Here is a 12,899-nt window from a genome sequence, read left to right on the forward strand (position 1 = left end):
CGCTCGTTTGCTGCTCAATGCGCCGCCCCCCAGCTTGGCCCGGTTCCGATCTCGACTCCCAACGGCACGCTCAGCTTCACCGCGGGCTCCGCCGCCCCCGCCATGACCGAAGCGATGATTGGTGTCGTGGCCGCCACATCGCCTTCGGGGAGTTCGAAGACGAGTTCGTCGTGCACCTGCAGCAGCATGCGGACGTTCGTCAGCCCGGCCTCGGCAAGCGCTGGCTCCATCCGCACCATCGCGCGCTTGATGATGTCGGCGCTGGTTCCCTGAATAGGGGCGTTGATCGCGGCGCGCTCCGCGCCCTGCCGCTCGTGCTGGACCTTCGATTTGATCCGCGGGAAATGCGTCTTCCGCCCGAACAGCGTCGTCGTGTAGCCGGTTTCGCGCACGCTCTGGGTCGTCTCGGCGATGTAGCGGTTGATGCCGGGGAATCGCTCGAAATACCGGTCGATCATGCCTTGTGCCTCGTCGGCGGTCACGTCGAGCCGCCCGGCGAGACCCCAGCGGCTGATGCCGTAGAGGATCGCGAAGTTGATCGTCTTCGCCCGCCCGCGCGTGTCGCGCGTCACTTCGCCGAACAGCTCCTGCGCGGTCAACGTGTGGATGTCGTCGCCGCGTTCGAACGCCTCGCGCAGTTGCGGGACGTCGGCGATGTGGGCGGCGAGCCGTAGTTCGATCTGGCTGTAGTCGGCGGCGAGGATGACGTTGCCCGGCTCCGCCACGAACGCATCGCGGATCTGGCGGCCGATCTCGGTGCGGATCGGGATGTTTTGCAGGTTGGGATCGGTCGAGGACAGCCGCCCGGTCTGCGCGCCGGTCAGGCTGTAGCTGGTATGGACGCGGCCGGTTTCGGGGTGGATCTGGTCCTGAAGGGTGTCGGTGTAGGTGTTCTTCAGTTTCGCCAGCTGGCGCCAGTCGAGCACCCGCGCGGCGATGACCTTGCCGGGCGAATCCTTGTCCGCCGCGATCCGCTCCAGCTCGTTGACGTCGGTCGAATAGACGCCCGACTTGCCCTTGCGCCCGCCCTTGATGCCCATCCGCTCGAACAGAACGTCGCCCAGCTGCTTGGGGCTGCCGATGGTGAAGGGGCCGCCGGCGAGATCGTGGATCTCGGTTTCCAGGCTCGCCATCTGCGCGGCGAACTCGCCCGACAGTTTCGACAGCACGTCGCGGTCGACCTTGATGCCGTGGCGCTCCATCCGCGCGATGACGGGGACGAGCGGCCGATCGACCATCTCGTAGACCCGCGTGGAACCCTCGGCCGGCAACCGCGGCTTGAAGCGCCGCCACAGCCTGAGCGTCACGTCGGCGTCCTCGGCGGCGTAGCGCGTCGCGGTCTTCAAATCGACCTCGTGAAAGCCGAGCTGTTTCTTGCCCGTGCCGACGACGTCCTTGTAGGCGATGCAGCTGTGCGAGAGGTGCGTCGCGGCGAGTTCGTCCATGCCGTGGCCGTGGCGCCCGGCATCGAGGTCGAAGCTCATCAGGATCGTGTCGTCGAACGGCGCCACGTCGATTCCGAGCCGCCCGAGCACGATCATGTCGTATTTCAGGTTGTGCCCGATCTTCAGGACGCCCGTGTCCTCAAGCAGCGGCTTCAACTTCGCGAGCGCGGCGTCGCGGTCCAGCTGCACGGGTTTTTCCGCGAACATGTCGCTGCCACCATGCGCGAGCGGCACGTAGCAGGCGAGGTTGGGGGCGAGCGCCATCGATACGCCGACGAGCTCGGCGAGCATCGGGTCCTTCGCCGTCGTCTCGGTATCGATCGCGACCCAGCCCTGGTGCCGCGCGACATGAATCCAGCGATCGAGCGCGGACTCGTCCACCACGGTTTCATAGCCGTCATGGTCGCACGGGGGGTCCTCCTCGAATGCGATCGTCGCCGCCGGCTCCGGTTGGGGGGCATCCGCCACCTGTCCGAGCTTCGCGAGCAGCGACTTGAAGCCGTGATGTTCAAGAAACGCACGCAAGGGCGCCTCGGGAATGCCGTCGAGCACCATCCCGTCGAGCGGCTCTGGCAGCGGCACGTCGCATTCCAGCGCGACGAGCTTGCGGGACAGCCGCGCCATGTCGGCATGCTCGATCAGGTTATCGCGAAGCTTGCCCGGCTTCATCGCCGGCGCGGCGGCGAGCACCGCCTCGACATCGCCATGTTCCAGGATCAGCTTTGCCGCCGTCTTGGGTCCGACGCCCGGGACGCCCGGCACATTGTCGACGCTGTCGCCCATCAGCGCCAGCATCTCGCCGAGTTTGTCGGGGCCGACCCCGAACTTCTCGATCACTTCGGGCGGTCCGAAGCGCTTGTCCTTCATGGTATCGAGCATGTCGATGCCCGGCTCGGTCAGCAGCTGCATGAGGTCCTTGTCGGAGCTCACGATCGTCACCTGCCATCCTTGCGCGAGCGCAGCCTTGGCGTAGCTCGCGATCAGGTCGTCGGCTTCCCAGCCCAGCTCCTCGATGCACGGCAGCGAAAAGGCGCGAGTGGCATCGCGGATCATCGGGAATTGCGGCACCAGATCCTCGGGCGCCGGCGGGCGATGCGCCTTGTATTTGTCGTAGAGGTCGTTGCGGAACGTGTGTTCCGACTTGTCGAGGATCACCGCGAGATGCGACGGCCCCTCCGCTTGGTGCAGCTCGGTCGCAAGCTTCCACAGCATCGTCGTGTAGCCATAGACGGCGCCCGCGGGCTCGCCGTGCTGGTTCGTGAGCTTTGGAAGGACGTGATAGGCGCGAAAGATGAAGCTCGAGCCATCGACGAGGTAGAGATGCGGCATGGGCGTGGGATAGCGGATCGATCCGGCGGCGTCATCCGGCCTGTTGGCAAGAGGCTAAGCGCCATGCCACATTGATGCGCGCGCTCGATACCTTCCTTGGAAGGCCGCGAGGGACCTACGAACCCGCCTCTTCGTCGCCACTGGTCGCCGCCATCGTAGGCGACAACGCATGGCCACCAATGAGCGCCGCGCCGACCGCCTGGATCAGCTGCTGGCGCTCGCGCATGGTGTGGGTCGTGTCGCCGATCATCACCGCGACGGCATAGCGGCGACCGTCCGGGGCGGTGAGCAGCCCGACATCGTTCAGCCCGGCATTGCGGCTGCCGAGCTCCTGCCCCGTCCCGGTCTTGTGCGCGATCTGCCAGTCGGTGGGGACGACAGCGCGCAATCGCGCGCGACCGGTGTGCGAGGCGGCCATCGTGTCCAGCAGCAGCCGGGTCGAGGTTTCGCTCAGCAATTCGCCCCGCGCGAGCCGGGCCAGCGCATCGGCGATCGCCAGCGGCGCGGCGCCGTCGATCGGATCGGCGACATAGCGTTCGAACGCGGCGCGGCGGACAGCCGGGTCGAGCCGCGCGCGTGCCGCCTCGAAACCGCGACCCATCGCCATCGCCTGGTTCCAGGTGACGCCCGCGGTATAGCTCTGCAACAGCCGCTCGCCGGGACCGAAGCGGATATCGCCCAGTTGCTTGGCAGCGATCATCTCGCGCACCGCCATCGGCCCGCCGACAAGCGACAGTAGCCGGTCGTTCGCCGTGTTGTCGCTCATCGTCAGCGCGCGGCGCATCAGCTCGCCGACGGTCGTATGGTAGCCGTCGCCCTTCACGAGCGCGGCGATGGGCTGGTGGAACAGCGTCAGGTCCTGCGTCCGGACGACGATCGGGTCGTCCATCCGCACAAGGCCCCGGTCGCGCTGGTCGAGCAGGGTGATCGCGACCCACAGCTTGCTGACGCTCTGCTGCGGTAGCCGCTGGCGGCCGCCGGCCTCGACCGTCCAGCCTTCATCGACCGCGCGGATGCCGACGCCGGCCTTGCCACCGAACGCGCGGATGAGGTTCGAGACACGATCGGCCAGTTGCTGGGGCGGGCGGACGACGGGGCTGGTCATGACCTGGGGGACCGGAACGGCGACGACATAGCCCGGCGGCTGCAAGGGCGCGCGCGCGACGCCGCTCGGCGCGGCTGACGTCTGACCGCACGCAGCGATCGAAACCGCGCCCGCGATCATGCCAGCCAGCGCGACGACGCTACGCAAACCCGGATACTTCATGTCGTTTCGATGTCCCGCCCCTATCCGGCGGAATCCTACGCGAGAATTCGTCATTAGGAACAGGTCCGTAGCGCAATCGCGATGAACCGCGCCTGACACACGGCGGATTCCCCGCGATTCCGCCATTTCTACGGAACGAGGACCGTGTCGATCGCTTCGGGGAGCGTCTGTGGCCAGTCGAGCGTGTAATGCAGGCCGCGGCTTTCATGCCTGTGGAGCGCCGATCGCACGATCAGGTCCGCGGTCTGCAGCAAATTCCTCAGCTCGATCAGGTCCGGGGTCACGCGGAAATGACCGTAATACTCCTCCACTTCCCTGGTCAGCAGCGTGATGCGGTGCTGCGCACGCTCCAGCCGCTTCGTCGTGCGGACGATGCCGACATAATTCCACATGAAGCGGCGGATTTCGGTCCAGGTCTGCTTGATGACCACCTCTTCGTCGGAATCGGTGACGCGGCTTTCGTCCCAGGCGCGGATCGCGGGCGGCGGCGGCAGGCTGTCCCAGGCGGCGGCGATACTCCGCGCCGCCGCTTCGCCGAAGACGAAGCATTCGAGCAGCGAGTTGCTCGCCAGCCGGTTGGCGCCGTGCAGCCCCGACTGGGTGCATTCGCCCGCCGCATACAGCCCCGGCAGGTCGGTGCGGCCGGCGCGATCGATCATCACCCCGCCGCAGGTGTAATGCTGCGCCGGCACGACCGGGATCGGCTCCTTCGTCATGTCGATGCCGAGACCCATCAGCTTTTCGTAGATGTTGGGGAAGTGCGCCTTCACGAACTCGGGCGGCTGGTGGCTGATGTCGAGATGGACATAGTCCAGACCATCGCGCTTGATCTCCGCATCGATCGCGCGCGCGACGACATCGCGCGGGGCAAGCTCCAGCCGCTCGGGATCGTAATCGGGCATGAAGCGCCGGCCCGTCGTCGGGTTGATCAGCCGCCCGCCCTCGCCGCGCACCGCCTCGGTGATCAGGAAGTTCTTGACCTCCAGATTGTAGAGGCAGGTCGGGTGGAACTGCATGAATTCCATGTTCGATACCCGCGCGCCGGCGCGCCAGGCCATCGCGATCCCGTCCCCGGTCGCACCGCGCGGCGCGGTGGAGAACAGATAGGTTCGTCCGGCCCCGCCTGTCGCCAAAATCGTCGCGCGCGCGGTGTAGAGGTTGACCCGATCGGTCGCGCGATCGACGGCGTAGACGCCCCAGACATTGCCCGCGCCCGAATAGCGTTCCTCATGGCGCGAGGTGGCGAGGTCGATCGCGACCTGATCGGGGACGAGGGTGATGTTGGGGTGCGCCTCGGCTGCCTTCTGCAGCGCCTCCTGCACCGCCCAGCCCGTCGCATCGGCGACATGGACGATACGGCGGTGGCTATGCCCGCCCTCGCGCGTCAGATGAAGCGTGCCTTCCTCCTCGGCAAAGGGCACGCCAAGCTCCTGCAATCGCGCGATTGCCGCCGGCGCGCCCTCGACGACGAACTCGACGATCGCGCGGTCGTTCAGCCCCGCGCCCGCGATCATCGTATCCTCGATATGGCTCTCGAACGTGTCGCCCGGCTCCAGCACCGCGGCGATCCCGCCCTGCGCCCAGGCGGTCGATCCTTCGTTAAGGGCACCCTTGGCGAGCACGGTCACGCGGAAGCGATCGGCGAGGTTCAGCGCGGCCGTCAGGCCCGCCGCGCCCGATCCGACGATCAGGACATCGCTCGTCCGCGCGCCACTCATCGCGCGTTCCGGCGCATCAAGTGGAGAAAGTGGAGAGGTGCCATTGCGTCATCCCAGCCGTGCAGATGGGCAACGTCGGAGGCGGCGAAACGGGTGCGGAGATCGGAACGGGACATGAGCCGTCTTTGGCACGGTTGTGGTGCTGTAGGACAGACCTACAGCGATACGGACGATCGGCGAAGCCACATGGCGGTCCGGCGCTTTGCGACGAGGCGAACGGAACACTTTGCGGCGGCGGGCATTTGCGGACCCGTAAGTATCCTGTCCACTTGACGTTCCCGATCCCATGATGTTCCCGACCAAGGCCGACCGCAACCGCGATCGCGCCGCCCGCCTCCACCGCGAAGCCGCCAACTGCATCACGCTCGCGGTGCGCGAACGCGACGCGGCGCATAGCGCGGAACTGATCGACGAGGCGGTTCGGCTGGAGCGCCGATCGCAGCAATTGGCGGACGCGAAGTGATCGGCTTGATCTACACCGCTGCGATGCACTTATTCGGATCGAGTGCGCGGCAAGGAGGTTTCAATGTCGTCTGATGTCATCAAGGCCGTTGTGACACGATTCAACGAAGAGGTCATCGTCAAGGGCGATCGGACTTCGTTCGAGGCGTTGATCGATCCGGATTTTGTCAATCGATCGGCCCCGGAGGGTGCACCGAACGGGCCGGAAAGCATGTGGAATACGTTCGAGAATGTCCTGCGTCCCGCATTGGCCAACCTGTCGGTAGCGATTCACGACCAGATCGCCGAGGGCGATAAGGTCACCACCCGAAAAACGATCACCGGCATCCATCACGGCACTTTGATGGGTGTGGAAGCCTCGGGACGGGCGGTCGCGATCGACGTCATCGACATCGTTCGCATTGCCAACGGGCGCTATGCCGAACATTGGGGACTGAACACGCTGCAGACCGTGCTCGCGCAGTTGAAAAAATGACGGGCAAATCCGTGCCAGAGCCTCCCTCCTGGGCGGTATGCCGCTCGATCGTCCGGGTCGTGCGTTGCTCAGAAACGCGATCCAGCCCATCTCGAAGGGCGTATCAAGCCCGAACACGTCCGCATGAATGGCGCGAGCGCGAGCGGGTTCGGCGCGGCGAGATTGGCAACGAGTCTGGCGACGGCGATCGGCTGATGAACGCTTGGCAGGCGGACGCTGGCAAGCCCGCGCCAGGCCGCGCGGTGACGTTCGATATATGCTTACGCCAATACTCGGAAAGGCGAAGGCTTAGGCAGCATTCGCTGCGCGCGTCAGGCTGAGGAACACGTCCTCCAGATCGGCTTCCTTCGTCGACACGTCGACGATTCCGAACCCGTCCGCCTGCACCGCGGCGAGGACTTCGCCGGCGTTCACCTTGTCCTTGGCGTAGGTGATCTCCAGCGTCCGCTCGCCCTTCAGCGTGATCTTCTGGAAGCACGCCGCCTGCGGCACGGCTGCGACATCCCGGTCGACGGTGACGGCGACGATCTTTTCCTGCGCCTTGCCGACGAGATCGCGGGTCGGTTCGTTGGCGATGACTCGGCCGTGGTTGATGATCGCGATCCGGTCGCACAGCTGCTCGGCCTCCTCGAGATAGTGCGTCGTCAGCACCACCGTGACCCCGGCTTCGTTGAGAGAGCGGACATAGGTCCACAGTTGCTGGCGCAGCTCGATATCCACGCCCGCGGTCGGCTCGTCGAGGACGAGGACGGGCGGCGAGTGGACCATCGCCTTCGCCACCATCAGCCGACGCTTCATGCCGCCCGACAGCGTGCGGGCATAGGCGTTCGCCTTGTCCTCCAGGTGCACCGCGCGCAGCAGTTCGAGGCTGCGGCGGGCGGCCTTGGGCACGCCGTAGAGGCCGGCCTGGATCTCCAGCGTCTCGAACGGGGTGAAGAAGGGATCGAAGAGGATTTCCTGGTTGACGATGCCGATCGACGCCTTGGCGTTGCGGGGGTGCTGGTCGATGTCGAAGCCCCAGATCGACGCGCTGCCGCTCGTCTTGTTCACGAGGCCCGCGAGGATGTTGATGAGGGTCGACTTGCCCGCGCCGTTCGGCCCGAGCAGGCCGAAGATCTGGCCGCGGGGGACGTCGAACGTCACCCCGTAAAGCGCGCGCTTGCCGCCCTGATAGGTCTTGCAGAGGTCGGCGATCGCGATGGCGGCTTCGGTCATGGGTGCGCGATAGGCTTCGGCGCCGCTCGCCTCAACCCGCGATTGCGCACGCGCGACCACCACGCTATCGGCCGCGCATGGTCCCGCCGCCCGAAACCACCCGCGTCTCCCACCGCCGCGTCGCCTGTGACGGCGCGCAGGACGGCATCCCTGCCGCGCTCGGCCATCCGCGAGTCTGGCTGGAGATCGACGAGACCGGCTACACCGATTGCGGTTATTGCGACCGGCGCTTCATCCTGATCGGCGGCCCGGCGGACGGCGCGGATCAGGCGACGCTCCCCGATCACGGGGATGGCGCGGGCCGCTGAGCCCCCTATATTCGGGCGCATGACCAGCCCGCTGCCTTCGTCCGCCGATCCCCGCCACTTCCTCTACCGCGATGCGCTCGACCCCGAGACCGCGCAGGCGCTGACCGCCAAGGCGCTCGACAAGGCGGACGACGGCGAGTTGTATCTGCAATACCGCAAGTCGGAGGCGTTTGGCTTCGATGACGGGAGGCTGAAGACCGCGAGCTACGATACGCATTCGGGCTTCGGTCTCCGCGCCGTGTCGGGCGAGATGACCGCCTTCGCGCACGCCAACGAGCTGTCCCCGGCGGCGATCAAGCGGGCGGCGGAGACGATGGCGCTCATCGATCCGTCTGAGGCGGCGAAGGCGCCGCGCCCGCGCAGCACCAACCGGCATCTCTATACCGACGCCGATCCGCTCGACCTCGTGCCTTTTTCCGACAAGGTGAACCTGTGCCAGACGATCGACGCCGCCGCGCGCGCGCGCGACAGCCGTGTGGCACAGGTCTCGGTCGGGCTGTCGGGGACGTGGGGCGTCGTCGAGATCGTCCGCGCCGACGGCTTCGTCGCGACCGACGTGCGGCCGCTGGTGCGCCTGAATGTCCAGATCGTCGTCGAGCAGAACGGCCGGCGCGAGACGGGGACGTTCGGGATGGGCGGGCGCTATCTCTACGACCGGCTGTTCCAGCCCGAAACCTGGAACCGCGCGATCGACGAGGCGCTGGCACAGGCGCTGGTGAACCTCGAATCGATCGATGCGCCCGCGGGCGAGATGACGGTGCTGCTGAGCGCGGGCTGGCCGGGGATCATCTTGCACGAGGCGATCGGCCACGGGCTGGAGGGCGATTTCAACAGGAAGGGCACCTCCGCCTTTTCGGGTCGCATCGGCGAGCGGGTCGCGGCGCCGGGGGTGACGGTGGTGGACGACGGCTCGATCGCCGACCGGCGCGGGTCGCTGTCGATCGACGACGAGGGCACGCCGACGCAGGAGAATGTCCTGATCGAGGACGGCATCCTCAAGGGCTACATGCAGGACCGCCTGAACGCGCGGCTGATGGGGGTCGAGCCGACCGGCAACGGGAGGCGTGAGAGTTTCGCGCACGCGCCGATGCCGCGAATGACCAATACCTTCATGCGGGCTGGCCAAGACGATCCGGCCGAGTTGATGTCCCGCGTGAAGCGCGGCATCTTCGCCAAGTCGTTCGGCGGCGGGCAAGTCGATATCGTCTCGGGAAAGTTCGTGTTCAGTTGCACTGAAGCGTACATGATCGAGAACGGCAAATTGGGCGCGCCGATCAAGGGCGCGACGCTGATCGGCGACGGGCCGAGCGTGCTGACCAAGGTGACCGGCATCGGCAACGATTTCGCGCTGGACGAAGGGATCGGCGTTTGCGGCAAGGGCGGGCAATCGGTGCCCGCGGGGGTCGGGCAGCCGACGATGCTGGTGAGCGGGATTACGGTGGGCGGGACAGCGGCTTGATCAGTAGCCGCTGATCAGCATGTCGAGCGCGGCTTTGATGTCCCATTCGTGCGCGGCCAACGATGCCACGGGTCGGCCAAGCTGGCGGCGATCGACCGACCGCAGGAATTGCGCTGCGACGCGGTAACGCGTTCCGTCGATCGTGACTTCGGGGTTGAGCCGCGATTGCCAGACCGTCGGCTCATCCGGATCGCGTAGGGGCGCCACGACGCGCGAACGCAGATCGTTTAGGAGGTCGCTTTGGCAATCGACGACATAACCGTGGCCGGCGATCAGATGCACATCGAATTGCGCCATCAAAGAACGTGAAGGCCCGCGAGCGGAATCCCGTTCTCCTCGATCCAGCGGTTATGCGCTTCGATCCGTTCGCGATTTTCTTCCTTCCAGCGCTGGGTCTGAGCCGCTCGGGTCGCTTCGCGGAGCGCCGCTTCGCTGACCTGCGAGAGGTTGATGCCCACCGCGCGCGCCGCCTGCACGATTCCGGTATCGAGCGAGACGTTGACCGGCTTCCTCTTGCCGGAAGACATGCTACCATGCTTCATGGAGCAAATCTATGCGCATTGTAGATGCGCGTCAATCGGAGCTTCGGATGGAATTCTTCGACCAGCTCACCGACGATCACTGCGCCTTTATCGCTCGGCAGCCGGTGTTTTTCGTCGCGACCGCCGCGGATGGCGCGCGGATTAACCTCAGTCCCAAGGGCATGGACACGTTCCGCGTGCTCGATGCGAACACCGTTGCCTATCTCGATCTCGGCGGGTCGGGGAACGAGACGCAGGCGCATCTAGCGGCAGACGGGCGGATCACCGTCATGTTTTGCGCCTTCGACAATCCTGCGCTGATCCTTCGCCTTTACGGCCGTGGCACCTTCACGGTTGCGGGTGAGGCGGGGTTCGACGCGCTCGCGGTGCATTTTCCCGATTATCCCGGTCGGCGGCAGGTGTTCACGATTGCGATCGAGAGCGTGCAAACGAGTTGCGGCTGGGGTGTGCCGCGAATGACACTGGAAAAGGAACGCGCGACCCTGGCCAGATATCATGCGCAGTCCGATCCGGGTGCCTATCTGGAAAAGATCGCCAGCCGGACGCGGAGCATCGACGGGCTGCCGGTGCGGGTTCAGACGGTGATTCCCGCATGAGCCTCGTCGAACTTGGCCGCTACGATCGCAACCTCGCCAACATCCTTGTCGGCAAGCTGGAGAGCGAGGGCATACCCGCCTTTGCCTTCGATGGCGGTGCGAGCATCGCGGACGGCAGCTGGCTGCTGATCCCGGTACGCGTGATGGTCGATGAAGAGAATCTAGCCGCGGCCCAGGCGATCGCTGGCGCTGCCTGAAAAAAAGGCATCTGTTCGCATTTGCACAAAAACCGATCGTTTCACGTAATGATCTGATGTCGCGAACGTTGGTAACGTAAGACTTTATTCACTTGGCACGCTCGTTGCGAAGCCGTTCCCCGGAACAATCTGCAAGGGGGCTCGGGTGAAGCTGGTCATCGCCATCATCAAACCGTTCAAGCTCGACGAAGTGCGCGAGGCGCTTACCGGGGTCGGCGTCCAGGGCATGACGGTCAGCGAGGTCAAGGGCTTCGGTCGCCAGAAGGGCCAGACCGAAATCTACCGCGGTGCCGAATACAGCACCAACATGGTGCCCAAGATCAAGATCGAGATCGTCTGCGCGACCGACCTCTCAGACCGCGTGGTCGAGGCGATCCAGGCCTCCGCCAACACCGGAGCAATCGGCGACGGCAAAATCTTCGTGCTCGACGTCGGGCAGGCGGTGCGCATCCGCACCGGCGAAACCGATCAGACTGCCCTGTGAGCGGCGCGAACGTGCCTGGGGCTGTGAGGGAAGGGGGAATGATGACGCTTTCGAAATCCGTGAGCCTCGCCAGTGTGGGCTTCGTGCTGTTCGCCGCGCTGCCGGCCTGGGCGCAGGACGCCGCCGCGGCCACGCCGCCGCCGACCGTCAACAAGGGCGATACGGCCTGGATGATGACCTCCACCATCCTCGTCTTGATGATGATCGTGCCGGGCCTTGCGCTGTTCTACGGCGGCCTCACCCGCGCGAAGAACATGCTCTCCACCATGACCCAGATCGGTGCGGTCGCGGCGCTCGCGATGCTGATCTGGGTGATGTGGGGCTATACGATGGCGTTCGGCGACGGGGGCGGGAACTTCATCTCAGGCTTCGGCAAGGCGTTCCTCCACGGCATCACGCCGGATTCGACCGCGGCGACCTTCACCGCCGGGGTCGCGATTCCCGAATATGTCTTCGTCTGCTTCCAGATGACCTTTGCCGCGATCACCGTCGCGCTGGTGCTGGGGTCGGTCGTCGAGCGGATGAAGTTCTCGGCGGTGATGGTGTTCGGCGCCGTCTGGCTGACGATCGTCTACTTCCCCATCGCGCATATGGTCTGGGCATCGGGCGGGCTGTTCTTCAAGATGGGCGCGCTCGATTTCGCGGGCGGCACCGTCGTTCACATCAATGCCGGCGTCTCGGCGCTGGTGGCAGCGCTCATCCTCGGCAAGCGGATCGGCTACCCGACCGAGCGGATCGTGCCGCATTCGCTGACCATGACGGGGGTTGGCACCGGGTTGCTCTGGGTCGGCTGGTTCGGCTTCAACGCAGGCTCCGCGCTGGAGGCCAACGGATCGGCGGCGCTCGCGATGATCAACACCTTTGTCGCCACCGCATCGGCGGGGCTGTTCTGGATGCTGATCGAGCGGGTCAATGGCCACAAGGGCTCCGCCCTCGGTTTCTGCTCGGGCATTATCGCGGGCCTAGTCGCGGTGACCCCGGCGGCGGGCAATTCCGGGCCGTTCGGCGCGATCGTCCTCGGCGCCGTCGCCTCGGTCGTATGCTATTATGCGGTGTCGGTGCTCAAGCCCCGGCTCGGCTATGACGACGCGCTCGACGCCTTCGGCATCCACGGCATCGGCGGCATGATCGGCGCGATCGGGACCGGCATCGTCTATGCGCCGTCGCTCGGCGGCCCCGGCAAGCCCGATTTCGACATGGGGCACCAGATCGTCACCCAGCTCGCGACCGTCGCGACGACGATCGTCTGGGCCGCGGTCGGAACCGGCATCGCGATCTATGCCGCCAAGGCGGTCACCGGCCTGCGCGTCTCCACCGACGTCGAGCGCGAAGGCCTCGACCTCGGCGAGCATGGCGAGCGCGCCTATAACTGATCGGGCGCGGGGGCTGTGCCCCGCGTCAC

General features: G+C 66.0%; 14 protein-coding genes. 8 read left to right on the top strand and 6 right to left on the bottom strand.

The genetic code is table 11. The features are described 5' to 3' along the window. Positions 1 to 14: 14 nt before the first annotated feature. The 3 genes from polA to nadB all read right to left on the bottom strand — a co-directional run bounded on the left by polA (position 15) and on the right by nadB (position 5,759). Positions 15 to 2,774 carry a DNA polymerase I gene (gene polA, locus BOS5A_RS02320; RefSeq protein WP_151953615.1) on the bottom strand — a complete coding sequence of 920 codons (2,760 nt, stop codon included), beginning with the start codon at positions 2,772 to 2,774 and terminating at the stop codon, positions 15 to 17. A 115-nt stretch (positions 2,775 to 2,889) separates the two neighbouring features. Continuing rightward, positions 2,890 to 4,041, bottom strand: a complete 1,152-nt coding sequence (locus BOS5A_RS02325) for a serine hydrolase (RefSeq protein WP_151953616.1) — start codon at positions 4,039 to 4,041, stop codon at positions 2,890 to 2,892. 128 nt (positions 4,042 to 4,169) lie between these two features. Then, positions 4,170 to 5,759, bottom strand: a complete 1,590-nt coding sequence (gene nadB, locus BOS5A_RS02330) for an L-aspartate oxidase (protein ID WP_151953617.1) — start codon at positions 5,757 to 5,759, stop codon at positions 4,170 to 4,172. 286 nt (positions 5,760 to 6,045) lie between these two features. Here nadB and BOS5A_RS02335 point away from each other — a divergent pair, with 286 nt between their 5' ends. Further along, positions 6,046 to 6,222, top strand: coding sequence for a hypothetical protein (locus tag BOS5A_RS02335; RefSeq protein WP_199857175.1), 177 nt, complete (start codon positions 6,046 to 6,048; stop codon positions 6,220 to 6,222). Between the two features lie 63 nt (positions 6,223 to 6,285). Further along, positions 6,286 to 6,696: an ester cyclase gene (locus tag BOS5A_RS02340; RefSeq protein WP_151953618.1), complete on the top strand. Its 411-nt coding sequence runs from the start codon at positions 6,286 to 6,288 to the stop codon at positions 6,694 to 6,696. Positions 6,697 to 6,984: 288 nt separating this feature from the next. On the opposite strand, the gene BOS5A_RS02345 is transcribed toward BOS5A_RS02340, so the two are convergent. Next, positions 6,985 to 7,911, bottom strand: a complete 927-nt coding sequence (locus tag BOS5A_RS02345) for an ABC transporter ATP-binding protein (protein ID WP_151953619.1) — start codon at positions 7,909 to 7,911, stop codon at positions 6,985 to 6,987. Positions 7,912 to 7,988: 77 nt separating this feature from the next. Between BOS5A_RS02345 and BOS5A_RS02350 the strand changes: the two genes are divergently transcribed. Then, positions 7,989 to 8,219, top strand: a complete 231-nt coding sequence (locus tag BOS5A_RS02350) for a zinc-finger domain-containing protein (protein WP_151953620.1) — start codon at positions 7,989 to 7,991, stop codon at positions 8,217 to 8,219. Between the two features lie 31 nt (positions 8,220 to 8,250). Continuing rightward, positions 8,251 to 9,678, top strand: coding sequence for a metalloprotease TldD (tldD, locus tag BOS5A_RS02355; protein ID WP_442800505.1), 1,428 nt, complete (start codon positions 8,251 to 8,253; stop codon positions 9,676 to 9,678). Here tldD and BOS5A_RS02360 read toward each other — a convergent pair whose 3' ends face one another. Beyond that, positions 9,679 to 9,975 carry a CcdB family protein gene (locus BOS5A_RS02360; protein WP_151953622.1) on the bottom strand — a complete coding sequence of 99 codons (297 nt, stop codon included), beginning with the start codon at positions 9,973 to 9,975 and terminating at the stop codon, positions 9,679 to 9,681. Beyond that, complete coding sequence (locus BOS5A_RS02365; protein WP_151953623.1) at positions 9,975 to 10,220, bottom strand: type II toxin-antitoxin system CcdA family antitoxin; 246 nt, start codon at positions 10,218 to 10,220, stop codon at positions 9,975 to 9,977. Before BOS5A_RS02365 ends, BOS5A_RS02360 begins: the two co-directional genes overlap by 1 nt. 47 nt (positions 10,221 to 10,267) lie before the next feature. Between BOS5A_RS02365 and BOS5A_RS02370 the strand changes: the two genes are divergently transcribed. The 4 genes from BOS5A_RS02370 (at position 10,268) to BOS5A_RS02385 (ending at position 12,870) form a co-directional block, all read left to right on the top strand. Beyond that, on the top strand, positions 10,268 to 10,816 hold the full coding sequence (locus BOS5A_RS02370) for a pyridoxamine 5'-phosphate oxidase family protein (protein ID WP_151953624.1): 549 nt from the start codon (positions 10,268 to 10,270) through the stop codon (positions 10,814 to 10,816). Further along, positions 10,813 to 11,013 (top strand): putative signal transducing protein, encoded by a 201-nt coding sequence (locus BOS5A_RS02375; protein ID WP_151953625.1) that lies wholly within the window; start codon positions 10,813 to 10,815, stop codon positions 11,011 to 11,013. Before BOS5A_RS02370 ends, BOS5A_RS02375 begins: the two co-directional genes overlap by 4 nt. Before the next feature lie 145 nt (positions 11,014 to 11,158). After that, complete coding sequence (locus BOS5A_RS02380; RefSeq protein ID WP_151953626.1) at positions 11,159 to 11,497, top strand: P-II family nitrogen regulator; 339 nt, start codon at positions 11,159 to 11,161, stop codon at positions 11,495 to 11,497. A gap of 38 nt (positions 11,498 to 11,535) precedes the next feature. Next, a complete protein-coding gene (locus tag BOS5A_RS02385; RefSeq protein ID WP_442800495.1) occupies positions 11,536 to 12,870 on the top strand; it encodes an ammonium transporter in 1,335 nt (444 codons plus the stop codon). The last annotated feature ends 29 nt before the right edge of the window (positions 12,871 to 12,899 follow it).

The sequence above is a fragment of the Sphingomonas sp. EC-HK361 genome (assembly GCF_902498785.1).
Taxonomy (GTDB): domain Bacteria; phylum Pseudomonadota; class Alphaproteobacteria; order Sphingomonadales; family Sphingomonadaceae; genus Sphingomonas.

Excerpts from the sequence above, each read along its gene's own strand:
- BOS5A_RS02365 (WP_151953623.1), bottom strand. The coding sequence starts at position 10,220 with ATGAAGCATGGTAGCATGTCTTCCGGCAAGAGGAAGCCGGTCAACGTC.
- polA (WP_151953615.1), bottom strand. The coding sequence starts at position 2,774 with ATGCCGCATCTCTACCTCGTCGATGGCTCGAGCTTCATCTTTCGCGCC.
- BOS5A_RS02335 (WP_199857175.1), top strand. The coding sequence starts at position 6,046 with ATGATGTTCCCGACCAAGGCCGACCGCAACCGCGATCGCGCCGCCCGC.
- BOS5A_RS02370 (WP_151953624.1), top strand. The coding sequence starts at position 10,268 with ATGGAATTCTTCGACCAGCTCACCGACGATCACTGCGCCTTTATCGCT.
- nadB (WP_151953617.1), bottom strand. The coding sequence starts at position 5,759 with ATGAGTGGCGCGCGGACGAGCGATGTCCTGATCGTCGGATCGGGCGCG.
- BOS5A_RS02360 (WP_151953622.1), bottom strand. The coding sequence starts at position 9,975 with ATGGCGCAATTCGATGTGCATCTGATCGCCGGCCACGGTTATGTCGTC.
- BOS5A_RS02340 (WP_151953618.1), top strand. The coding sequence starts at position 6,286 with ATGTCGTCTGATGTCATCAAGGCCGTTGTGACACGATTCAACGAAGAG.
- BOS5A_RS02325 (WP_151953616.1), bottom strand. The coding sequence starts at position 4,041 with ATGAAGTATCCGGGTTTGCGTAGCGTCGTCGCGCTGGCTGGCATGATC.
- BOS5A_RS02350 (WP_151953620.1), top strand. The coding sequence starts at position 7,989 with ATGGTCCCGCCGCCCGAAACCACCCGCGTCTCCCACCGCCGCGTCGCC.
- BOS5A_RS02375 (WP_151953625.1), top strand. The coding sequence starts at position 10,813 with ATGAGCCTCGTCGAACTTGGCCGCTACGATCGCAACCTCGCCAACATC.
- BOS5A_RS02385 (WP_442800495.1), top strand. The coding sequence starts at position 11,536 with ATGATGACGCTTTCGAAATCCGTGAGCCTCGCCAGTGTGGGCTTCGTG.
- BOS5A_RS02345 (WP_151953619.1), bottom strand. The coding sequence starts at position 7,911 with ATGACCGAAGCCGCCATCGCGATCGCCGACCTCTGCAAGACCTATCAG.